At 64.9% G+C, this 22,109-nt stretch carries 21 protein-coding genes; 13 read left to right on the plus strand and 8 right to left on the minus strand.

The genetic code is table 11. The features are described from left to right. The first annotated feature begins 192 nt into the window (after positions 1-192). Positions 193-1,089: a hypothetical protein gene (locus L0U82_RS14445; protein WP_233831848.1), complete on the plus strand. Its 897-nt coding sequence runs from the start codon at positions 193-195 to the stop codon at positions 1,087-1,089. Between the two features lie 328 nt (positions 1,090-1,417). Beyond that, a complete protein-coding gene (locus L0U82_RS14450; RefSeq protein WP_233831849.1) occupies positions 1,418-1,879 on the plus strand; it encodes a Rap1a/Tai family immunity protein in 462 nt (153 codons plus the stop codon). Positions 1,880-2,155: 276 nt separating this feature from the next. On the opposite strand, the gene L0U82_RS14455 is transcribed toward L0U82_RS14450, so the two are convergent. Continuing rightward, on the minus strand, positions 2,156-3,001 hold the full coding sequence (locus tag L0U82_RS14455) for an aldo/keto reductase (RefSeq protein WP_233831850.1): 846 nt from the start codon (positions 2,999-3,001) through the stop codon (positions 2,156-2,158). A gap of 208 nt (positions 3,002-3,209) precedes the next feature. On the opposite strand from L0U82_RS14455, the gene L0U82_RS14460 reads away from it, so the two are divergent. Further along, a complete protein-coding gene (locus L0U82_RS14460; RefSeq protein ID WP_233831851.1) occupies positions 3,210-3,956 on the plus strand; it encodes a GntR family transcriptional regulator in 747 nt (248 codons plus the stop codon). A gap of 49 nt (positions 3,957-4,005) precedes the next feature. On the opposite strand, the gene L0U82_RS14465 is transcribed toward L0U82_RS14460, so the two are convergent. Further along, on the minus strand, positions 4,006-5,412 hold the full coding sequence (locus tag L0U82_RS14465; RefSeq protein WP_233833286.1) for a CoA transferase: 1,407 nt from the start codon (positions 5,410-5,412) through the stop codon (positions 4,006-4,008). 126 nt (positions 5,413-5,538) lie between these two features. Here L0U82_RS14465 and L0U82_RS14470 point away from each other — a divergent pair, with 126 nt between their 5' ends. Then, on the plus strand, positions 5,539-6,786 hold the full coding sequence (locus L0U82_RS14470) for a citrate synthase (RefSeq protein ID WP_233831853.1): 1,248 nt from the start codon (positions 5,539-5,541) through the stop codon (positions 6,784-6,786). Between the two features lie 10 nt (positions 6,787-6,796). Here the strand turns inward: L0U82_RS14470 and L0U82_RS14475 are convergent, their stop codons facing one another. After that, a complete protein-coding gene (locus tag L0U82_RS14475; RefSeq protein ID WP_233831855.1) occupies positions 6,797-7,102 on the minus strand; it encodes a DUF2917 domain-containing protein in 306 nt (101 codons plus the stop codon). 185 nt (positions 7,103-7,287) lie between these two features. Between L0U82_RS14475 and L0U82_RS14480 the strand changes: the two genes are divergently transcribed. The 3 genes from L0U82_RS14480 (at position 7,288) to L0U82_RS14490 (ending at position 11,884) form a co-directional block, all read left to right on the plus strand. Further along, positions 7,288-8,706 carry an aminotransferase-like domain-containing protein gene (locus L0U82_RS14480; RefSeq protein ID WP_233831856.1) on the plus strand — a complete coding sequence of 473 codons (1,419 nt, stop codon included), beginning with the start codon at positions 7,288-7,290 and terminating at the stop codon, positions 8,704-8,706. A 129-nt stretch (positions 8,707-8,835) separates the two neighbouring features. Then, on the plus strand, positions 8,836-10,296 hold the full coding sequence (gene mdtD / locus L0U82_RS14485) for a multidrug transporter subunit MdtD (protein ID WP_233831858.1): 1,461 nt from the start codon (positions 8,836-8,838) through the stop codon (positions 10,294-10,296). Between the two features lie 313 nt (positions 10,297-10,609). Next, entirely contained in the window at positions 10,610-11,884 is a 1,275-nt protein-coding gene (locus L0U82_RS14490; protein WP_233833288.1) for an EAL domain-containing protein, read from the plus strand. On the opposite strand, the gene L0U82_RS14495 is transcribed toward L0U82_RS14490, so the two are convergent. Next, positions 11,840-12,910: a sigma-70 family RNA polymerase sigma factor gene (locus L0U82_RS14495; RefSeq protein ID WP_233831859.1), complete on the minus strand. Its 1,071-nt coding sequence runs from the start codon at positions 12,908-12,910 to the stop codon at positions 11,840-11,842. The two genes, L0U82_RS14490 and L0U82_RS14495, sit on opposite strands and share 45 nt — an antisense overlap. Then, on the minus strand, positions 12,907-13,191 hold the full coding sequence (locus L0U82_RS14500; RefSeq protein ID WP_233831860.1) for a hypothetical protein: 285 nt from the start codon (positions 13,189-13,191) through the stop codon (positions 12,907-12,909). The genes L0U82_RS14495 and L0U82_RS14500 overlap by 4 nt, the downstream gene beginning before the upstream one ends. On the opposite strand from L0U82_RS14500, the gene clpP reads away from it, so the two are divergent. After that, positions 13,181-13,834: an ATP-dependent Clp endopeptidase proteolytic subunit ClpP gene (gene clpP / locus L0U82_RS14505; RefSeq protein ID WP_233831861.1), complete on the plus strand. Its 654-nt coding sequence runs from the start codon at positions 13,181-13,183 to the stop codon at positions 13,832-13,834. The two genes, L0U82_RS14500 and clpP, sit on opposite strands and share 11 nt — an antisense overlap. Before the next feature lie 164 nt (positions 13,835-13,998). Further along, a complete protein-coding gene (locus L0U82_RS14510) occupies positions 13,999-15,513 on the plus strand; it encodes an NYN domain-containing protein (RefSeq protein ID WP_233831862.1) in 1,515 nt (504 codons plus the stop codon). 176 nt (positions 15,514-15,689) lie between these two features. Here L0U82_RS14510 and L0U82_RS14515 read toward each other — a convergent pair whose 3' ends face one another. After that, complete coding sequence (locus L0U82_RS14515) at positions 15,690-16,241, minus strand: glycine zipper family protein (protein WP_233831863.1); 552 nt, start codon at positions 16,239-16,241, stop codon at positions 15,690-15,692. A 117-nt stretch (positions 16,242-16,358) separates the two neighbouring features. Between L0U82_RS14515 and L0U82_RS14520 the strand changes: the two genes are divergently transcribed. Continuing rightward, positions 16,359-16,817, plus strand: a complete 459-nt coding sequence (locus L0U82_RS14520; RefSeq protein ID WP_233831864.1) for a hypothetical protein — start codon at positions 16,359-16,361, stop codon at positions 16,815-16,817. A 305-nt stretch (positions 16,818-17,122) separates the two neighbouring features. Here the strand turns inward: L0U82_RS14520 and sodB are convergent, their stop codons facing one another. Together sodB and xseA are read right to left on the minus strand one after the other, a co-directional pair. Next, positions 17,123-17,701: a superoxide dismutase gene (sodB, locus tag L0U82_RS14525; protein ID WP_233831865.1), complete on the minus strand. Its 579-nt coding sequence runs from the start codon at positions 17,699-17,701 to the stop codon at positions 17,123-17,125. A gap of 232 nt (positions 17,702-17,933) precedes the next feature. After that, positions 17,934-19,313, minus strand: coding sequence for an exodeoxyribonuclease VII large subunit (xseA, locus tag L0U82_RS14530; RefSeq protein WP_233831867.1), 1,380 nt, complete (start codon positions 19,311-19,313; stop codon positions 17,934-17,936). A gap of 602 nt (positions 19,314-19,915) precedes the next feature. On the opposite strand from xseA, the gene lpxK reads away from it, so the two are divergent. The 3 genes from lpxK to kdsB all read left to right on the plus strand — a co-directional run bounded on the left by lpxK (position 19,916) and on the right by kdsB (position 22,081). Beyond that, positions 19,916-20,932, plus strand: coding sequence for a tetraacyldisaccharide 4'-kinase (gene lpxK / locus L0U82_RS14535; RefSeq protein ID WP_233831868.1), 1,017 nt, complete (start codon positions 19,916-19,918; stop codon positions 20,930-20,932). Then, on the plus strand, positions 20,913-21,116 hold the full coding sequence (locus L0U82_RS14540; protein ID WP_007180583.1) for a Trm112 family protein: 204 nt from the start codon (positions 20,913-20,915) through the stop codon (positions 21,114-21,116). The genes lpxK and L0U82_RS14540 overlap by 20 nt, the downstream gene beginning before the upstream one ends. Positions 21,117-21,286: 170 nt before the next feature. Further along, positions 21,287-22,081, plus strand: coding sequence for a 3-deoxy-manno-octulosonate cytidylyltransferase (gene kdsB / locus L0U82_RS14545; RefSeq protein ID WP_233831869.1), 795 nt, complete (start codon positions 21,287-21,289; stop codon positions 22,079-22,081). Positions 22,082-22,109 lie beyond the last annotated feature (28 nt).

A 22,109-nucleotide genomic window follows, 5' to 3' on the forward strand; every position in this document is an offset into this window, starting at 1 on the left:
CGCGCGGCCTGCCTGATGGTTCGCGTGATCGGCACGATGGGCAAGTTCCGGCTCGTTCGGCACAGCACGACGGACGGCTTCGATACAACAGACTCGGGGAGCGACAAGGCCCGCGTTCAGACCAGTCCCGCTGCCGAAGCTGCATGCGACCAGGTGGCTGCGAGATACCGTCGTTCGCTCGGGAGAAGCGCGATGAAGACCGGAACAATCAGGCGGTACTACAACGGGGTGATGCGCTGCGCGGTGATCGTTGCGGGCGTGGCGGGACTGGCGAGCGGGGTCGCGCGCGCAGCATCGGACGACGTGGTGCCGCGATGGATGGTGCTCGATGCGACATCGCAAGCAGGAGCGGGAACGGCCCAGAGCGCGCCGCTGCAACTCGCGCAGAACGACGGCGCGGCAATCGGACCCGACGGTGGCACGCCGACCGCCGCCGACGATGCCGCCTCGATATTCGCGCCGGCTGGCTGCGGCGGTGGGATAGCCGGCTGCGGACGATACGGCGGCGGCAGTGGAAATGGGGGTGCGGCGGGTTCGGGCAATGGTGGCTCGGGGGCAAGCGGCAACGGCGCCGGGGGTGCGGCGGCAGGTTCAGGGGGCGGCAGCGGCGGTAGCGGGGGTTCGGGCGCGAGCGGAAAAGGAAATAGCGGTGGTGGGGGCGGCGGCAATGGCGGCGGTAGTGGGGGTGCGGGTAACGGCGGTGGGGGTAGCGGTGGCGGTGGCGGTGGCGGTGGGGGCGGAAGCGGCGGTGGTGGAAATAGCGGCGGCGGAAACGGCGGAGGTGGGGGTAGCGGCGGCAGTGCAAGCGGGGGCTGCGGTTGCGGAGGCTCGAACGGCGGCGCGGGCGGTGGTTCCGGTGGCGGGTTCGGCGGGGGCTCTGGTGGCAGCTCTGGCAGTGGCTCCGGCAGCGGCTCTAGCAGTGGCTCCGGCAGTGGAAAAAGTGGTGGCTCTGGTGGCTTCGGTGGCGGGTTTGGTGGCGGCTTCGGTGGTGGGTTCGGCGGGGGCTTTGGCGGAGGCTTCGGCGGCGGCCACGGAGGCAAGGGTGGCGGCAGCGGTGGTGGTGGCAACGGCGGTGGGAACGGGCACTAGGCGTCGCCCGTTCTTTCGGTAGGGCGCCCCCGCGCCCTACCCGTCGACGGCATGTACCGGCATACTGTCCGCTATCCGCTGGCAACGGCGGTGGCGTCTCGATCCCCCGGTCGAGCGTCACCGCCCGCGGCCGGTCGGAGCGGCCCGCCCGCCTTCGGCGCGCGCTGACGGACACGCGATGAAAACGCATCAGAGGTTCGCCGCGCCGTCACGCGAAGCGCGCCACAGCGCGGCGGGAACACAATCCCCATTGCGTGCGAGTGTTATGGAACCAATCCGAGACGACCGCCTCATAGCAGATTCAACGTTCGATATGAGGGCCCACAACATGCAACGAAATGTCCCCCCCTCCGCGACGCGTGCGGCCGCCGCCGTGCTGATGGCCGCCGCGTTGGGCCTCGCATCGCTCGCCAATGCACAGACACCGGCACAGCCGATGTCGCCAACCCTGTCGCAGGGCGCGCCGGCGGTCGACCCGTCGTTCTCCGCCTACTCGCTGCTGCAGATGTGCAAACAGCGCACCGACAACGTCGCGCAAGGCCAATGCGTCGGCGCGGTACGCGGCATCATCCACGGTTACCAGTACGGCGTGCTGTTCCTCGGTCAGCGCGGCACGTTGCCGGCCAACGAAACGCAACGCGTGTCGCTGTGTCTGCGTGACGTGACGGTGGCGTCGATCGTCGACGACTTCATCAACGACGCCGCCCAGGTTCCGGTCGATGCACTCCAGCACACGCCCGCCGAAGTCGCGGTGCTCGGCTCCGTGCACCAGCACCATCCGTGCACCTGACGGTATCGGTCGCGTCGATCGCGCATCGTTGACGCGATCCACGTAGCCGGTTTCGCATGCCGCCGCGCCGCAATCCGCGGCGGCTACTTTCGACGCTTTCGCTTACAGCGCGTTGACGTTCGATGCCTTAGGCGCCGCCGCTTCAGCTTTCATCGCTTAAGCTTCGGTTGCGTTAACTGCGGGCGCGTTCGCGTCCGGCACGTGTGCTTTCGGCGCTTCATTGCCCGAGCTTCATTGCCCGAGCTCATTTCCAGCGCTTCATTCCCGCCCCTGCCCTCACAGCATCTCCAGCGGACGCTTGCCCCGCGGCGGTTTGAAATACCCATCGAGCGCCGCGAGTTCGCCGGCTTCCAGTCGCAACTGCGCGGCGAGATGGTTGTCGCGCACATGCTCGACCCGCGCCGCCTTCGGAATCGCGCACACGCCGGGCTTGCCGAGCACCCATGCCAGCGCCACCTGAAACACCGACACGCCACGCGCATCGGCGATATCGTCGAGCGGCGAGCGCTTCGGCAGGCGCGCGTGATCGACCGGGCTGTAGGCCATCGCCGGCATGCCGCGCTCAGCGAGCCACGGCAGCAGATCGAACTCCGGCCCGCGACGCGCGACGTTGTACAGAATCTGATTGGTCGCGCACGCGTCGCCGCCCGCTGCCGCGACCAGTTCTTCCATGTCGTCGGTATCGAAGTTGCTCACACCCCAGTGACGGATCTTGCCCGCGCGACGCAGCGCGTCGAAAGCATCGACGGTTTCCGCGAGCGGCACCGAGCCGCGCCAGTGCAGCAGATACAGATCGAGCCGATCCGTTTTCAGCCGCTTCAGGCTCTGCTCGCACGCGGCGATCACGCCGCGCCGGCTGGCGTTATGCGGATACACCTTGCTGACGAGGAACACCTTGTCGCGTAACCCGGCGAGCGCTTCGGCGAGCAGCGATTCGGTCGCGCCGTCGCCGTACATTTCGGCGGTATCGATCAGCGTCATGCCGAGTTCGACGCCGCAGCGCAGCGCGTCGATTTCCGCCGCGCGCCGCGACGGTTGTTCGCCCATCTCCCACGTGCCCTGCCCCAATGCCGGAATGCGCTCGCCGCCAGGCAGGCTCACGCTTGCGATATCGCTGCTCATGCTGACTCCTCGAAGTGGCTCGATCCAATGCGCGGCGCGCTCGCTTGTCGAATGACACCGAAGCTTGCGGCACGCAACGCACGCTACAAAAACATAGCGACGAGTTTAGCGGCTCGGCGGCCACGCAACGGTATGCCAGGCAAAAGCCCGCTATAACGCGGCGCGCCGATGTTCTAGAATTGCCGCTTGCCTATCTTGCGTGAGCCCCATGACCTCTGCCTCGGAAGACCGCTGGCGCGATCTGCGCCCGGACCCGGAAAACGACACGCCGCTCTATCTGCAACTTGCCCGCAAGCTTGGCAGCGCGATCCACGAAAACCGCTGGAACGCCGGCGAGGCGTTGCCGTCGGAGCGGGTGCTGTCGGAGGCGCTCGGCGTATCGCGCATTACTTCGCGCAAGGCGATCGCGCTGCTGGTCGAGCAGGGTTTGATCCGCCGCACCCAGGGCGCGGGCAGCTTTATCACGCCGCGCTATGAAGATCCGCTGTCGCGTCTGTCGAGCTTCAGCGAAATGCTGCGGCGGCGCGGCTTCACGCCGAGTTCGAAATGGCTGTCGCGCGAGATTTCGCCGGCCAATCGCGACGAGGTGATCCAGCTCGGTCTGTCGCCGGCCGCGGCGGTGACGCGGCTGCGCCGCTTGCGTCTGGCCGACGGCATCGTGATGGCGGTCGAGAATTCGACATTCCCGGCCGCGGTGATTCCGGATCCGCAAGCCATCGGCGATTCGCTTTATTCGTATCTGGAAACGCGCGGCCTGACGATCGTGCGCGCGTTGCAGCATTTCCGCGCGGTCAACGCGAGCGACGAGATCGCGCAACAGATGAGCATTGCGCCCAACGAAGCGCTGTTGCTGATCACGCGTGTCGGCTATACGGCGGATCAGCGGGCGATCGAGTTGACCGATACCTACTGTCGCAACGATTACTACGATTTCGTCGCGGAACTAAGAAAGTAAGGCCGTTGCCCTTGCGTCGCGCTACGGTGTGTTCATCGGCGCGCCACGATCACCACTTCGCTTCATGTGCGCCGATGCGCGACGGCGGCAGCGCATAAAACGCGGGCGTCTGTTCCATCTGCTCCGCCGGCTGCACTGCGAGCACATTGCCGAATTCCGACGACACGGTCGACATGCAATCGCGCACGTCATCGAGCTTGAGATCGGGCGCTCGCTGCCCTTCAGGCAACAGCCCGAACGACTGAAGCCAGCGCCCCGTCTGCGCGAGCGACACCTTCACATGCCAGCTGCCGCCTTCGGTCGCGCGGCGCGCCAGCGCGACCATCGCGCCGAACGCGGCCAGATAGCCGGTCGCATGATCGAGCGCCTGACACGGCAGATGTCGCGGCTCCGAACCACCAGCCGCCGCGCGCTCGGCCCACGCGATGCCGCTCGCGGACTGCACGAGGCTATCGAAGCCGCGCCGCTGCGCCCACGGCCCCGTGTGCCCATACGCGCACACCGACACATACACGATGCCCGGCCGCAGCCGCGCGAGTTCGTCCGGACCGAAGCCGTGCGCCGCGAGCGCGCCCGGACGATAGGCCTGCAAAAATATGTCCGTGTCGCGCGCGAGTGTGCGCAGCGTGTCGCCACCGACCGCCTCGCGCAGATCGATCAGCGCGGACCGCTTGCCGCGGCCGTTGTCGATCACGAGCGGCGCGATATTCGGCAGATGCGGCCCGTTGATCATCAACACGTCCGCGCCGTGATGCGCGAGCGCGCGGCCACCCACCGGTCCCGCGATGATCCGCGACAGGTCCAGCACGCGCACGCCCACGAGCGGCCGGTCGCTGTCGGGGCCCACGCCAACGTCGGTCCGGCCGGGCCGCTCGGGAGGCGCATCGCCGATACGCTCGATCTCGAACAGCGGCAAACGCGCAATCGCCTTGGCCTGGTCGAGCGCGGCCCACTCGTCGGGCGAGCGAATCAGCGCGGCGCATAGCCCCTCGTTAGCAAGCGTGCTGTCGAGCGTCGCGCCTTCCCAGCCGCGAATCGCGGCGGCCACTGCCGCGCGATCGTTGGCGCAATCGAGCACCCTCAGCACGCCTTGCAGATGATGCGGGAAATTGGTGTGCAACTGGATCCAGCGTCCGTCGCCGGTCTCGTAGAAACCCATGATCGGATCGCGCAACAGCGGCGGCGGCCCATCGTCGATACGCAGATAACGCTCGCTGCGAAACGCCGCGAGCGCGCGCCGCATCTGCACCGATACGTGCTGCCGGGCGCCGCCGCGCAGACGCCGGAGTTCGGCGGCCGCGAGACCGGTTGCGGCGATGGTCGCGCTAGCAAGCGCGCCGATCCGGTGGACCGACGGCAGAGCGGGGTCCGCGCCGCTCAGCGACACGGCGTGCAGCGCGACCGGGTCGCATCCGGCGACGGTCCACAGATGTTTGAGTGCGAGTTCGGGTGTCATGGCATTCATCGCGGTTCGGGCAGAGACACAAAGAAGGTGCACCGAGTCTAGAATTCCGCCACCCTGCAATCAATCTTGATTATGATAATCAATATATATTGATTTCTTCTGTTTCCGCGCATTTCCATGCCAAGCCCAGCCCCGACCTTTCTGACCGCCGCCGAAGCAGCCGCGACGCTCGGCGTGAGCCTGCCCACGCTGTATGCGTACGTGAGTCGCGGCATGCTCGGTTCCTCACCCGATGCGCACGGCCGGCACCGCCTCTACGATGCCGCCGAGGTGCGCCGCCTCGCGCGCCGCAAGGCGGACGGCAAGCGCGCGGGCAAGGTCGCGCAAAAGGTGCTCGATTGGGGCGTGCCGGTGCTGGAATCGTCGATCACGCTGGTCGCGGATGGCCGGCTGCTGTATCGCGGGCATGATGCGATCGAGCTCGCGCGCAGCGCGTCGCTCGAAGAAGTCGCCGCGCTGTTGTGGGAGTGCGGCGCGCGACGCATCGCCGATGCGCCCGCCGCCCCGCTCGCCCCGGCGCAGTGGGCCGCGTGGCTGAAGCTGTGGAGCGACAGCACGCCGCTCGATCGCGCGCTGGTGCTGCTGCCGGCCGCCGCCGCGCAGATGCCGCGCGTGTGGGCGCTCGGCCGCGACGCGCAGCTCGACACTGCCTGCACGGTAATGCGGCTGCTCGCCGCCGCGATGCTGCCGGCGGCGGCATCGAACGAACCGCTGCACCGGCAGATCGCCACCGCCTGGCGCGTGCGCAATCGGCAGCAAAGCGGACTGCTGCGCGCGGCTCTGGTCGCCTGCGCGGATCACGAACTGAACGCATCGACGTTCACGGTGCGTTGCATCACGTCGACGGGTACACATCTGTTCGGTGCGGTCGCGGGCGGACTCGCGGCGCTGGCCGGCCCGCGCCACGGCGGCGAGACCGTGCGCATCGCGGCGTTGCTCGACGAGGCATCACGCGCGCCCGATCTGGACCGCTATCTGGCGAACCGTCTCGCGCGCCACGAACACGGCATGCAAGGGCCGGTGCTGTCGGGCTTCGGCCATCCGCTTTATCCCGATGGCGATCCGCGCGCGCGGCTGCTGCTGACGATGCTCGCCGATTGTGCGCCGGCCCGCTCGCCGCTGAACGACGTGCTGAAACTCGCGCGCGCGGTGCGCGACACGACCGGCGCGGAACCGACTGTCGATTTCGCGCTGGCGGCGATCGAGCGCACGCTGAGCCTGCCTGCCGGGGCGGCATTCACGCTGTTCGCGGCGGGACGGGTCGTCGGCTGGATCGCTCACGCGATGGAGCAGACACAAGACGGCCGGTTGATCCGGCCGCGGGCACGCTATATCGGCGAGTATGAACCGCAGGGAGCCAGCTAGCGGAGTGGTGTCAAACCACGCCCGGCCGGCGCGCCAGCCAACCCGGCATCGGCCATCCGGACAACGGCTTGCTCGACTTGCGCTGCGACCCGCTCGCCAGCGCAAACCGCGCGCTGGACGACCCGGCACTGATCCACGCGACCGATCCCTTCGCCAGCTCGATCGATTCGCCAGTCGCAAGCCAGTGATCGTCGTGCCGACCCTCGACGGTCAACCAGATTTCGCCCGAGATCACTTTGAAAATCGTTGGGCGCGCGACACGCCAGGCCGCCGCGGGCTCACCCTGCTCCAACTCGAAAATACGGACTTCGCGCATCGCCGTTCTCCTTGAAGAACATTTCCTGTTGCATCGATTATTGACGTGCGATGATCGAAGACCCATGCACAGTTCCGAACACTTTCATCGGAACTGTTCAGTTGAAAAACCGAACAGTTGGCGCGACAACGCTCGACACGAACAGGCCACCTTCAGCTTGCCGGCCCAGCGAGGAAAGCAGACGTATGAAGCTCGATATCCAGCTCGATCGGGACAACGGCGTGCCGCTCACCGAACAGATCGTGGCGGAACTCACCGCGTGGATCCGCTCGCGCAACGCGCACCCCGGCTCGAAGCTGCCATCGATCCGCCAGTTCTCGGCTGACTTCGGCGTGAGCCGCTTTCCGGTTATCGAGGCGTACGATCGCCTCGTGTCGCTCGGCTATGTCGCGTCGCGCCACGGCTCCGGCTTCTATGTCGCCGATCGCCAGCCGGCCGACATGCGCTGCCAAGGTAGCTCGGACCCTCGCCTCGCCGATGTCGAGTCAGATCATCTACTCCAGCAGTTCAACTATCCAGGCGAAACGCTGAAGCTCAGCAGCGGCTTCATTCCCGAAAGCTGGCGCGACATGGACAGCATCGCGCAAGCCATCCGCCATGTGACGCGCACAGATCCGTCGAGCATGGTCGATTACGCGACGCCGCTCGGCAATCCGCTGCTGCGCGAGCACCTGCGAAGCCGCATCGCCCAGTTGGGCATCCAGGCCGACGCTTCGCAAATTCTGATCACCAATGGCGCGAGCCAGGCCTTCGATCTGCTGCTGCGCTACATGCTCAAGCCCGGCGATACGATCTTTGTCGAAGACCCGGGCTACTACAACCTGTACGGCCTGCTCAGACTGCACGGCATGCGGCTGGTCGGCATTCCGCGCACCAGCACCGGTCTGGATCTCGATGTGATGCAGGCGCAACTCAAGCTGCACCGGCCGCGGCTGCTGCTCATCAATACCGTGTTCCACAATCCGACCGGCACCACAGTCGCGCCGCAGGTCGCGTTCCGGCTCTTGCAACTGGCGCGCGAGCACGGCTTCCAGATTATCGAGGACGATATCTACGCCGATTTCCAGACCGAGATCACCGATCGCCTCGCAACCCTCGATCAGCTCGAACAGGTGATCTACGTGGGCGGTCTATCGAAGACGCTGTCGTCATCGCTAAGGATCGGTTGCGTGGTAGCAAACCACGCGATCATCAAGGATCTGGTCGATATCAAGATGCTGACGAGCATCGGCGGCTCGCGCTTTGCCGAAGCGGTGGCGGTGTCGATGCTGGAGCGCGGCGCGTATCGCAAATATCTGGAGCGCCTGCGCCGGCAGATGCGCGCCGCGCTCGGTTCGACTGTCCAGACACTCGAAGATGCCGGATGGGAGATTTTCGAGGAGCCCGCGGGCGGCAAGTTCGTGTGGGCGCGCGTGCCGCATGTCGCGGATGCCGAGCGGCTGGTGACATGCGGTGTGCCGCTGGGCGTAACGGTGTTGCCCGGCCAGCACTTCAGACCGAATCGGGAAGCGAGTGCGTGGATCAGAATTCATGTGGCATTCGCCAACGAACCGCGGGCCCAGGCGTTTTTTCACGCGGCGGCCGAGTTGACGCCGGACGCGTAAGGGCAATGCAAAGTTCCGCCGCCTCGTGGCGCCGCGCGGCACGCCATTGGCCACCCGACGCTGCGCCGAGCCGAGCTTTTCCCTAAAATAGCGGCTCCCAGCCCGCCCTCGCGCGCCCAGCCGCCTGCCATGCCCACGACGCCGACTCCCCCCGCTCTCGCCACCAGCACTCCTTCCAGCCCCTCGCCCCGCTCGCTTACCGTGATGCTGTGGCTCGTTGCCACCGGCTTCTTCATGCAGACGCTGGACTCCACCATCGTCAACACCGCGCTGCCCGCGATGGCGACGAGCCTCGGCGAGTTGCCGCTACGCATGCAATCGGTGGTGATTGCCTATTCGCTGACGATGGCGGTGATGATTCCCGTGTCCGGCTGGCTGGCCGACAAGCTTGGCACGCGGCGCGTGTTCTTCAGCGCGATTCTCGTATTCGCGATCGGCTCGCTGCTGTGTGCAAACGCGCATACGCTCAATCAACTGGTGTTCTTCCGGGTGCTGCAAGGCGTGGGCGGTGCCATGTTGCTGCCGGTGGGTCGACTCGCGGTGCTGCGCACCTTTCCGGCGGAACGCTACCTGCCGGCGTTGTCGTTCGTGGCGATTCCTGGCCTGATCGGGCCGCTGATCGGCCCGACGCTCGGCGGCTGGCTCGTCAAGATCGCGTCGTGGCACTGGATCTTTCTGATCAACGTGCCGGTTGGCGTGGTGGGCTGCATCGCGACGTTCATCTTCATGCCGGATAGCCGCAACGAAGACACCGGCAAGTTCGACGTGCAGGGCTACCTGTTTCTGGTTGTCGGCATGGTGGCGATTTCGTTTGCGCTCGACGGCCGCACCGAGTTCGGTATCCAGCATGCAACCGTGCTGGTGTTGCTGATTCTGAGTCTCGCCTGCTTCGTCGCCTATGGTTTGCACGCGGTGCGCGAGCCCTCGCCGATCTTTCCGCTCGATCTTTTCAAGATCCACACCTTTAGCGTCGGTCTGCTCGGCAATCTGTTCGCGCGGATCGGCAGCGGGTCGATGCCCTATCTGATTCCGCTGCTGTTGCAAGTGAGTCTGGGCTATAGCGCGTTCGAAGCCGGCCTGATGATGCTGCCGGTCGCGGCCGCGGGGATGGTCACCAAGCACCTGGTGACGAAGCTGATCCTCCGCTACAACTACCGAAGCGTGCTGATGACGAACACGATTCTGGTCGGCCTGATGATGGCAAGCTTTGCGCTGACCAGCGCAAATCAGCCGCTGTGGCTGCGGCTCGTGCAACTGGCGATCTTCGGCGGAGTGAACTCGATGCAGTTCACCGCGATGAACACGCTGACGCTCAAGGACCTCGGCACCGGTGGCGCGAGCAGCGGCAACAGCCTGTTCTCGCTGGTGCAGATGCTGTCGATGAGTCTCGGCGTCACCGTGGCCGGCGCGTTGCTGACGACCTTTACCGGCATCATGCAGCGCGTGACCGCCGCCAATTCGCTGCCGGCATTTCATGCGACGTTCCTGTGCGTAGGCATTATCACCGCGTGCTCGGCGTGGATCTTCGCGCAATTGTCGCCGGACATCCGCAGGCCCGCGAAGAAAACCGATCCTTCCGAACGGACCTGAACGCCTGAACGCTGGATCGATCGCTATAGCGGATTTCTGCGCTTTCCTGCATGGCTTGCGCGTGCGGCTCGGAGCGCCGTCGACAGGCATCGCCGACCCGCAACAGGGCGCGCGCCGCACCAGCGAAGTGCGACGACTGATCGCCTTCGCATCGTAGCCCGCGCGAAATGGGCGCCTGATAGCCGGGTTGCCGGACACGTGGGCCAGGTTTGCGCACGCGCATAGTTCTTGCTCGCCTATCCTGTAAACTCTTGATCAGCGCGCGCGAGCTCGTGCCCAGCCGCGCAAGCGCCACCTCCACTCGACTGACATGATGAGCATGATCGAACTCGATCCTCCCGGTTTTCAGCCGCCCCGGCCAATGGCAGGCGACGAGGGCGCGCGGCGCACTGTCCTCTATGGCGGCTACACCGTCTTCAGCGTATTCCAGCCAGTTTTCTCGGTGTCTCACCGGCGGGCGATCGGGTATCACGCATCGTTGCGCGCGCACGACGAGCATGCGCGCCAGGTCCCGTCGCACGAGGTTTTCACGCAGGCCGCGCGACGCGGTGACCTGCTGGAACTCGGACGGCTGGCCGAATCGCTGCACCTCGGCAATTTCAACGCGTTCGACAGCCACGACGAATGGCTTTTCCTGAGCCTGCATCCCGCCGCGCTGATGGACACCAGTTACGGCGACGCACTGCTTGCCAGCCTGAAGGCGCTCGGCCTGCCACCGCAACGTGTCGTGCTCGAAGTGTCGGAGCAAGCGGGCGGCGAGACGACACGGTTTGCCGAAATCATCGACGCGCTGCGCAAGTCCGGCTTTCTGATCGCGCTCGACGGCTTCGGCGCAAAACATTCGAATATCGACCGCGTGTGGAATCTGCGGCCGGATATCGTCACACTCGACCGCTGCATCCTCGCGCAGGCAAGCGAGCATTCGCACATCGAGCGCGTGCTGCCGGGCCTCGTCTCGTTGCTGCACGAGTCCGGGCAGCTCGTGCTGATGGGCGGCCTGAGCACCGAACGCGACGCGCTGATCGCGCTCGAATGCAACGTGGACTTCGTCCAGGGCGCGTTTTTCGCGGGCCCGAGCGTCGAGCCGGTCAAGCCGCAAGTGGCCGCTGGCCTGATGGACTCGCTCTCCGCGGCGCTGCGCGAACGCGTTGCCGCCCGCGAGAAGGCGCAATCCGCCCGGCTTGCCCCTTATGTCGCGGCACTCGAGACAGCCGCCACCCAGCTGATTGCCGGGGAGACGATCGCTCAGGCCACCGCACCATTGCTGGCGCTGGGCGAGACAGCGCGCTGCTTCGTGCTGGATGGCTCGGGCCGGCAAATCGGCGACAACGTGCTGCCGCCTGGCCGCACGTCGCAACGCGCCAAGCGGTTCCGTCCGCTGCTGCATTCCGAGGGCGCAAGCTGGGAACGCCGCCCGTACTTTATTCAGGCAATGCGCCACCCCGATCAGGTGCATCTGACGCCGCCGTATCTGTCGATCAATGAGGCACACCTGTGCGTCACTGCTTCGATTGCTGCGCATACGCCGCAGGGCACGCAGGTGCTATGCGTAGACATCAACTGGGAAGTCGCAGCTCATCGCAGTTGAAAAATCCGGACGCTGCTGGATACGCGCGAGTAGCTGCCTGACGGCCGCGCGGCCCAGCAAGCGGTTGGCAGCCTGCAAACGTTCGGCCCCGGTGACGATGCGCAACGCGGTGATCTTCGCCGAAGCATCCGTTGCGCCATCCGTCAGCACGTCGATCACGCCGACGACCTCGCCTTCGCAAAGCAACGCGATACACACCGCGCCTTCCATCGACACGACCTCCGCATTGCTAGCCTGCAGCGCAAGCGACGTAATCGTGTCCATCCAACCCACCGCTGCCGGCTCGCCTGCGCGCAGCGGTTCGGATGCGGACGCCGCGACCCGCGCACTGACGGGGATGCTCGACGGCGCGCTGTGCGGCGCAGTTGGCTTCTCATTCGGGGATGCGCATAGCGGCGCGTCACAAACCAGCTCGGGCGCGTTGCTGAAGAGCCGCAGCAGACCCGCGCGGTCTTGCGCTTCCAGCGCCATGCGCAGGCGTTCGACGAGCCGCCCATGCACTGCGGGATCGGGCCGCTTCAGCGGCGCGCCCGCACGCTGTAGACGGGTTTTGGCTCGATGGACGATCTGTCTGCAAGTGGCAGGCGTGCGTTCGAGAATCGCCGCAATCTCCGCATAGTCGCAATCGAACGCTTCGTGCAGTACAAATGCGGCGCGCTCGTCGGGTTTCAGATGTTCGAGCAGCAACATCACGCCATACGACATGTCCGCGGCGCGCAGCGCCAGTTCCTCCGCCGATGGCGCAACTTCGTCGAGCCACGGCTCGGGCAGCCAGCCGGTGGCTTGCGACGCGCGCTCGCGCTGCGCGTGCCGCAGCCGATCGATCGCCGTGCGCGTGGTGATCGTGGTGAGCCACGCGGCCGGCGTTTGCACTGTGCCGGTGTCGGCCAGATGCCATTTGAGCCACACGTCCTGCACCACGTCTTCCGCCTCCGCGCGGCTACCGAGCATCCGGTATGCAAGCGCGACCAACCGGGCGCGCGCGGCCTCGAAACTGGATGCCTTCTCGATTCCCTGTTCCGTCATGCGTAGACCTCCAGATATTGCGTGGCGAAAAAGACGCACCAGGGCGACTGCAACATCGCACGGCAGTGCGTGCCATGGTTGATGCGCGTGCCGTCGCCGGTGTTCTTTCTGCTTGACGCTCGGGCTACAGCCGATGTGACAGCGAAGCGAAAAAATTTTCCTGTCACACGGCGTCTTGCCGCCGCGTCAAATGAGTAACAACCGCTGCACGGCGCGCGACGTTTTTCGAACCAGCCCCGCGCTTCAGCAATCATCCTAAACGAGGCGCCCATGAATTCCACCCTTCCCTCCGTGTCCGGTCTGGGCCTCGTGCCCACGGTGATCGAGCAATCCGGCCGCGGCGAGCGCGCGTATGACATTTACTCGCGCCTGTTGCGCGAACGCATCGTCTTTCTGGTCGGGCCGGTCAATGAACAGTCGGCCAGTCTGATTGTCGCGCAACTGCTGTTTCTTGAATCGGAGAATCCGGACAAGGATATTTCGTTTTACATCAACTCGCCGGGAGGCTCCGTGTACGACGGCCTCGCGATTTACGACACCATGCAGTTCATCAAGCCGGAGGTCTCGACGTTGTGCACCGGATTTGCGGCGAGCATGGGCACATTCCTGCTCACCGCCGGCCAGCGCGGCAAACGCTATGCGCTACCGAATGCGCGCATCATGATTCACCAGCCGTCCGGCGGCGGTCAAGGCACCGCGGCGGACATCGAAATCCAGGCGAAAGAGGTCCTGTATTCACGTGCACGTCTGAACGCGATCATGGCCGAGCGCACTGGTCGCAGCGTCGAAGAAATAGAGCACGACACCGACCGTGACAACTTCATGTCGGCGCTGGAAGCTAGTGAGTACGGATTGATCGACGAAGTGCTGGAAACTCGCGCAGCACTGGGCGGCACAGGCCCGAATCGCCACGAGAACATGTAGCGGGGGCGCCTCGCGGCCTCCTCTTCGCGGCTTCACGCCGCGACATCTCAACGCAACTTTTTATCAAGGCTGTGCGACTGGACCACAAATGCTGCTCACCTTCGCTGGAATCGCTATCATGTCGCGATTCGTCGAGTTCGACGACCGCTCCAATGGAGATACATATGGCGTCATCCAACGAAAACGTCAGCATGGCGCTATTCTGCGACTTCGAAAATGTCGCGCTTGGCGTGCGCGATGCGAAGTACGACAAGTTCGACATCAAGTTGGTGCTCGAACGCCTGCTGCTCAAGGGCAGCATCGTCGTCAAGAAAGCGTACTGCGACTGGGATCGCTACAAGAGCTTCAAAGGGGCGATGCACGAGGCCAATTTCGAATTGATCGAAATCCCGCACGTGCGTCAATCGGGCAAGAATTCCGCCGACATCCGGCTCGTCGTCGATGCACTCGATCTGTGCTACACGAAATCGCACGTCAATACGTTCGTGATTATCAGCGGTGATTCGGATTTTTCGCCGCTGGTGTCCAAACTGCGCGAGAACGCGAAGCAGGTCATCGGCGTCGGTGTGCAACAGTCCACTTCCGATCTGCTGATCGCAAATTGCGACGAATTCTTTTTCTATGACGACCTCGTGCGCGAAAGCCAGCGCTCGGTCACGAGGCGAGAGTCGTCGCGTCAGCAACAAAACGTGCAGCAGCCGGCCAAACGTTCGTCAGATGAAGAGAAGGCCCGGCCCAAGGAAGATCTCGAAAAACGCCGTAGCAAAGCCGTGGAAATCGCGGTGCAAACATTCGATGCGCTCGCTTCCGAACGCGGCGACAGCGGCAAGATCTGGGCGTCCGTACTGAAGAACGCAATCAAACGGCGCAAGCCGGATTTCAACGAGACGTACTACGGTTTTCGCGCCTTCGGCAATCTGCTGGAAGAGGCACAGGCGCGCGGCTTACTCGAATTCGGCCGGGATGAAAAATCCGGCGCGTATGTGTATCGAAGTGGAGCAGTGAACGTCGCGAGCGAAACCGTGAATGAACCCGGTGAAGCCGAGTTGGCGGAACAGACCGTCGAACGCGCCTACGAGGCGCAAGCCGCGCAAGTGGCCACGGCGGAGTCAGGTAGCAAGCACAAATCACGCCGCAAAGAACGGGCTAATCGCAAAGCGAGCCGTGGCCAGCACGAAGCTGTTCATGACGAATTTTCTCGTGACGAAGCTTCTCGCGACGAGCCGGCAGCCATCGAGACGGTTGCCGACGAACAGACCGGGTACACGCGACATGTCGAGCCACATCCGCGGGAAGAAACACCCGAGGCAACGTCGCCCGCAAGCGAGTTCGCGCTCGATCAGTCCGACGCTGCTTCGATAACGACGGCGCAAAACGTCGCGGTTGAGCCCACGGCTGTGGGCAACGAAAGCACGCCAGAAGCCAGCCACGCCCAAGCCGAGCAGCCTCAAAGCGTCAAAAAGCGCGCATCGCGCAAAACGGCCGCGAAGAAGGTGAAGAAAGCCACGCCGCGAACGATCGATGAAGTCCCCGAGATCGCCGCACCGGCCGAGCCGTCCGCTTCGGCAATCAGCAGCGACGACGAGGCTGCTAAGGCGACCGGCAACGCAGCGCGAAAAACTGCGTCGCGTGGGCGCCGGACGCGCAAAGCAGCAACGTCAGCGGACAACGCGGAGTAAGCACGCCGCGACAACTGTCCAGCGCAGCTTAAACACCGCGATTCTGTTCGTCGCTGCTAGACGGAACCTTGGCGGCGGCTCAGCGTTGAAGCCATCGCCAAGGAACGAGTCGTCATACGAACATTAAGACGCGAGAGCCAATTCCCGATTAATCGAGGCTCAGCTCGGCAGTCCGCTCAATAGTACGGATAAGGCGTGTACATGACCGGCGGCGGTGGCGCGTAATAAGGACGAGGCTGGACATACACCGGTTGCGGCGCATAGTAAGACTGCGGTTGCGCAATCGTATCGCCCTTCGAAGTCATGCATTGAGCGTAAGCGGTGTCGTAGCGCGCCTGCATGCCGGCCGCTGAATACTGGGCGCCATTTGCACCGTTCGCACCTCCGATCAGCAGCCCGCTGCCTGCGCCGATGGCCGCGCCCGCGCCGGCATTGCCCGCCGCCGCGCCGAGCAGCGCGCCGATCGCCGCGCCGCCGAGCGTGCCGAGCGCCGCACTGTTCACGCTATTCGTAGTGGCCGCCTGCGCCGCGCCGGACGGATTGGTCGAACGATTCGCGTAGTCGCGGCACGCATAGTCGTCTTGCTGGAACTGTTCGAGCGGCTGGCCGCTATGCGGCAGTGCGACAATGCTCGGACCGGTCGGGGGTGCTACCGCGCAACCGCCGAGCGCGAGGGCTATGAAAGCGGCGGGGATAGCCAGGCTGATCGTCTTATTGCGAGAACTCATGGCAGTGCGTTTCTTGACATTGGAATCCAAACGTTAGGCTAATCGTTGGACTCCGTGGTTACTTGATCGTTACAGAAAGTTTTTCGCCGCCCCGTCCGTGCCCCGGTCGAGCGGATCATGAAAGCATCGTTTGCGTTGTATCGGGAAACGCTTGTAAGTGAACCGGCAATCGCGCTCCGCTGCAACCACACCGAACTCGCGTCGAACCTTCCCGCCGCGCGCGCCGCCCGCACAGCACAGCCGTCCCAATCACGAAATCCGGATTCGATGAATCCACTCATTCTCGGTACGAGCGCGGCTTGTTCTAACTGCGCCGCACCTGTTTTCCAATCGAATCCTGCCCAGCCATGGAAGACGCGCTCCAGCATCGGGCAACAAGCTTCCAGCAGGCATGGCGAGCGCACAGAGCTTCCCCTAGATCAACCGGCCGCCAACACCGGCAACCGCAGTCAGTTCAGCAAGGCCAACGGACAGCGGACAGCGGACACGATCATCAGCACCGGCGGATATCGACAAACTCCGCTTCAGGAGAGACTAGCACGCGGCACCCAACTGCCCGGCAAGCAGCCCTCTTAGGCGCCTCAACCGCACTTCACACACACGACACCACAGTTACCAACTGTGACAATCTTCTGTCCGAAATCACCAGCAAAGATCCGCACAGAACAGACAACGGACGTTTCGAAAACAGAAGCCCGCGACCCTCAGGCTCGCACGTACCGAAACAATCCGCAAAAAAAAGCCCTCGCACAGGAGGGCTTTCATCTTTCCTTTCGCTACCGTAGTCAATCCCAACCGCGAGAGTCAGTTCGACTTATCCAGATCTCACGTCATAAACGAGACCAAACGAGAGACCAAACGGCAGACAGCAACCGGCAAACTCAAGCGAAGTTCTTCGCTGCGAATTCCCAATTGGCGATGTTCCAGAACGCTTCGACGAACTTCGGACGCGCGTTGCGGTAGTCGATGTAATACGCGTGCTCCCACACGTCGATCGTCAGCAGCGGCTTGGCGTCGGTGGTAAGCGGCGTTGCGGCGTTGCTCGTCGACACGAGGTCGAGCGAACCGTCAGCCTTCTTCACGAGCCATGCCCAGCCCGAACCGAACGTGCCGATTGCGGTCTTCGTGAATTCTTCCTTGAACTTGTCGAACGAACCCCACTTCGCGTTGATTGCGTCGCCTAGCGCGCCGGTCGGTGCGCCGCCACCTTGCGGCGACAGGCTGTTCCAGAAGAACGTGTGGTTCCAGATCTGAGCCGAGTTGTTGAACACGCCGCCCGACGACTTCTTGACGATCTCTTCCAGCGACAGGTTTTCGTACTCCGTGCCCTTGATCAGATTGTTCAGGTTGGTCACATAGGTCTGGTGGTGCTTGCCGTAGTGAAACTCGAGCGTCTCTTCCGACATGTGCGGAGCGAGCGCGTTTTTCGCGAACGGCAGCGGCGGGAGCGTATGTTCCATGGTGCTTTCCTTCTGTCTGTATCTGTTGTGGGGAGTCTGCGAGGGATGACGCTATCGAGCACTCGATTGTAGGCGAGTTGGAATAACCCCGCAAACCAACGGACTTTATGCCGGGTATGACAAACATGAGGCAGATAAAGCCATCGAAACAGCTGCGCACGGCGCATGCCTGGCTCGTTTGCAAAACGCGACCAGCCCGCAATGCACTGTCGGTGAAACGTCAGGAAAAACCTCAGAGTCCGTCAGCCAGACGCGCCTGCACATCAGCAAGCGCGACGTCGGCCGAACCTTCGGCGAGATGCATCGTCAGACGCCGCCCCGGTTTCAGCGACGACGGCGCGCGCACCGCGCGACCGCTCTGCGCATCGAGCACAGCCGCGTAACCGCGCTCGAGCGTGCGCTGCGGACTGAGCACTTCGAGCCGCGCGGCAAGCGTATCGATACGTGCGGTCTGACGTTCGTGCTGACGCAGTAACGCCGAGTTAAGACGCTGCGCGAGATTGTCGATGCTCTTGCGCTCGGCCGCGAGATCCGGGCGCCAGCGCTGCCAGCGCATCTGCAGCAGCGCAAAGCGCGAGCGCGCATCACGCACCGGGCGCGCGCCCGCCGACGCGAGCCGCACGCGCAACTGTTGCAGATGCGTGCGCTGCCGCGCGAGCCGCTCGGCCGGTGACACCAACCGGCGCGCAAGCCAGTCGAGCTGCTGCGCGCGCCGCTCCATCATGCGGCCGAACGCGCGAGCGAGCGTCGCGTGCCGATGATCGAGTTCGCGCAACAGCAGCACGCGTTGCGGGCTCACGAGTTCGGCGGCGCCGGTCGGCGTCGGCGCGCGCACATCGGCGGCGAAGTCGGCAATCGTGAAATCGGTTTCGTGACCGACGCCACTCACGACCGGGATCACGCTCGCGGCGATCGCGCGCGCGAGCACTTCTTCGTTGAACGCCCACAGGTCTTCGATCGAACCGCCGCCACGACACACGATCAGCACGTCGACCTCGCCGCGCGCGCCGGCCGTCTCGACCATCGCCGCGAGTTTCGCGCTGACGCCCGCGCCCTGCACCGGCGCCGGATAAACGATCACCGGCACATGCGGCGCGCGGCGCGACAGCGTGGTCAACACGTCGCGCAACGCAGCGGCCTGCAACGACGTGACGATGCCGATCGCCCGCGGATGCGCGGGCAGCGCGCGTTTGCGTTCGGCGGCAAACAGGCCCTCGGCTTCGAGCTGCGCCTTCAGGCGAAGAAACGCTTCGTAGAGGCGTCCCTGGCCGGTACGGCGCACCGCTTCGACGTTCAGTTGCAGCTCGCCGCGCGGCTCGTACATCGTAACCAGCGCGCGCACTTCGATGCGGTCGCCCTCGCGCGGCGTGAATTCGGCGTACTGCGCGCGTCCGCGGAACATCACGCAGCGCATCTGCGCCTGCGCGTCCTTGATCGAGAAATACCAGTGGCCGCTCGCGGCGCGCGTGAAATTCGACACTTCGCCCGCTACCCACACGAGCGGAAACGAACGTTCGAGCATCTTCCCGATCGCGCGGTTGAGCGCGGACACGGGGACGACGGTCTCACCGCCGGGCATCGCCGGCGTAGCAAAAGGACTTTCGGGATTCATGCGAGGAGTAAGTGGAACTGGCCGGACAGACGATAGACCGAGCGGCCATCGGCGTCCAGCGTCACCGCAGAATTGTTAAAAGTGTCCACATGGCGGGAACCGCCTGACGAATTCGGCCAGAACGCCCGCCAAAGCCAATGAATTTCAAACATGCCATTGATTTATATGGTTTTTACATCTCGCGAAGATCCCAGAGTATCGATCGAAAGCGCACGGGATGGCCCTTTCGACCAATCACACTGCAGGTTCTCCACAAAGTTATCCACAGGCTGCGCGGATTGCGAAAGTGCTCGCGCGAGCGTGCGGCACGCGCCGCACGACTTGCCGGGCGGGACGATCGCGCGCTAGAGTGGCGGGTTCGACGGCGTGGCGAACACACTGCGAAACGCGTCATCGCGGCGTGTCGGCCGAAGCCCGGTCGACCATCCGGCCGACGGGCGCGAGTCGTCCCGACCCACCGCCTACGCGTCATTTTCAATTGCTGTTTCGATTGCCCGGAGAATCGCGTTGATGCTGCTCCCCCGTATCGCGCACGACGCGTTCACGTCGCCGCGCCGCTTCGACCCGGCGAGCTCAGTTCAACACGGACTTGCCACCTGCTCATGAGCACGCTCAATGACCGTCTCGAAGCGCGCCTCGCGCGCGAATGGCAGCAGCGCGGACCGCTCGCCTGGGCGCTCGCGCCGTTCGCCTGCGTATTCGGCGCGATCGCGGCCGCGCGCCGCGCCGCGTTCTCGCTCGGCTGGCTGAAAGCGGTGCATATCGGCGTGCCGGTGGTCGTGGTCGGCAACGTTACCGTAGGCGGGACCGGCAAAACGCCGACCGTCATCGCACTGGTCGAGGCATTGCGCGGCGCCGGCTTCACGCCCGGTGTCGTGTCGCGCGGCTACGGCGCGCGCGTGACCACGCCAACGCCGGTCACGCCGGCTTCGGCGGCACGCGTCGGCGGCGACGAACCGTTGCTGATCGCACGCCGCACCGGCGCGCCGGTGTGGGTCTGTCCGGACCGCGTCGCCGCTGCCCAGGCGCTGTGCGCCGCGCATCGCGACGTCGACGTAATCGTCAGCGACGACGGCCTGCAGCACTACCGCCTCGCGCGCGATGTCGAACTCGTCGTGTTCGATCACCGGCTCGGCGGCAATGGTTTCCTGCTGCCGGCCGGGCCGCTGCGCGAGCCGCTGTCGCGCCGTCGTGACGCGACGCTGATCAACGATCCGTACGCGCGCACGCTGCCCTCATGGCCGAATACGTTCGCGCTGCAACTCGCGCCCGCCGACGCGTGGCATCTCGACACGCCCTCGCTGCGGCGCCCGCTCGCGCAATTCACCGGTCAGCGCGTGCTGGCCGCCGCCGGCATCGGCGCGCCCGAGCGTTTTTTCGCTACGCTGCGCGCGGCCGGCCTCGCGCCCGTGACCCGCGCGCTGCCCGATCACTACGCGTTCGAGCGCAATCCATTCACCGATGTCGACGCCGACGCGATCCTGATCACCGAAAAGGATGCGGTAAAATTAGGGTCCTGGCACGATGCGCGCATCTGGGTAGTCCCGGTCGAAGCCGCGCTCGATCATCGCCTCACTGCATTAGTTGTGGAGAAAGTCCGTGGACGCTCGCCTGCTTGAAATTCTCGTCTGCCCGATCTGCAAGGGCCCGCTCAGCTACGACCGCGCCGCGCAGGAACTGATCTGCAACGCGGACAAGCTCGCGTACCCGATCCGCGACGGCATCCCGGTGATGCTGGTCGACGAAGCGCGGCAGACCGTCGAAGGCACGCCGGTCGATCTGAATCCCGGCTCGGTTGCCTGACTGCGGTCCGAGATGCGAGATACGCTGACATAAGCGGCCTCGCGCAAATGCGGATCGCCGCGCAAGCCACCGCATAATCGAGCCTGCGCCTTCGCTTGCCTGTCCATGTCCGAACCCGCGCACGCAACGTGCGCGGCGCCTGCCCCGATCCTCTCGTCGCCGCTGATCCGATGACCCACACTGCCCCCCACCCGTTTATCGCCGTCGTGCCGGCTCGCCTCGCGTCGACGCGTCTGCCCAACAAGCCGCTCGCCGATATCGGCGGTAAGCCGATGGTCGTGCGGGTCGCGGAGCGCGCACGCGACTCGGGCGCGCAACAGGTGCTGATCGCATCGGACGAGCAGGCGGTGCTCGACGCCGCGCACGACCATGGCTTCGACGCCGTGCTGACGCGCGCCGACCATCCGTCGGGCACCGATCGTCTCGCGGAAGTCGCGACGCGCTTCGGCTGGAGCGACGACACGATCGTCGTCAACGTGCAAGGCGACGAGCCGCTGATCGACCCGGCGCTGGTGCGCGGCGTTGCCGCGCATCTCGCGGCAACCGGCGGCTGCGCGATCGCCACCGCCGCGCATCCGATCACCGATCCCGCCGAAATTTTCAATCCGAACGTCGTCAAGGTCGTGCCCGACGCGCGCGGCGTCGCACTGTATTTCTCGCGAGCGCCGATCCCGTGGGCGCGCGACGCGTGGCAGCCGCACTGGCCGAACGTCGCGTCGATGCCCGCGCCGCCGGCGCCCGCGGTCGTCTATCGGCACATCGGCCTGTACGCGTATCGCGCGAAATTTCTGCGCACGTACCCGAGCCTCGCGATCTCGCCGATCGAGCAGGTCGAAGCGCTCGAACAATTGCGCGCCATGTGGCATGGCGAACGCATCGCGGTGCTCGTCACGCATGACGTGCCTCTGCCCGGCGTCGACACCCCCGCCGATCTGGCGCGCGTACGGGCTTTATTCGGGTCTTGAGCGCCGGAAGCCATGGCATAATCGGACG

Origin of the sequence: Paraburkholderia sp. ZP32-5 (assembly GCF_021390495.1) — a bacterium.
Classification (GTDB): domain Bacteria; phylum Pseudomonadota; class Gammaproteobacteria; order Burkholderiales; family Burkholderiaceae; genus Paraburkholderia.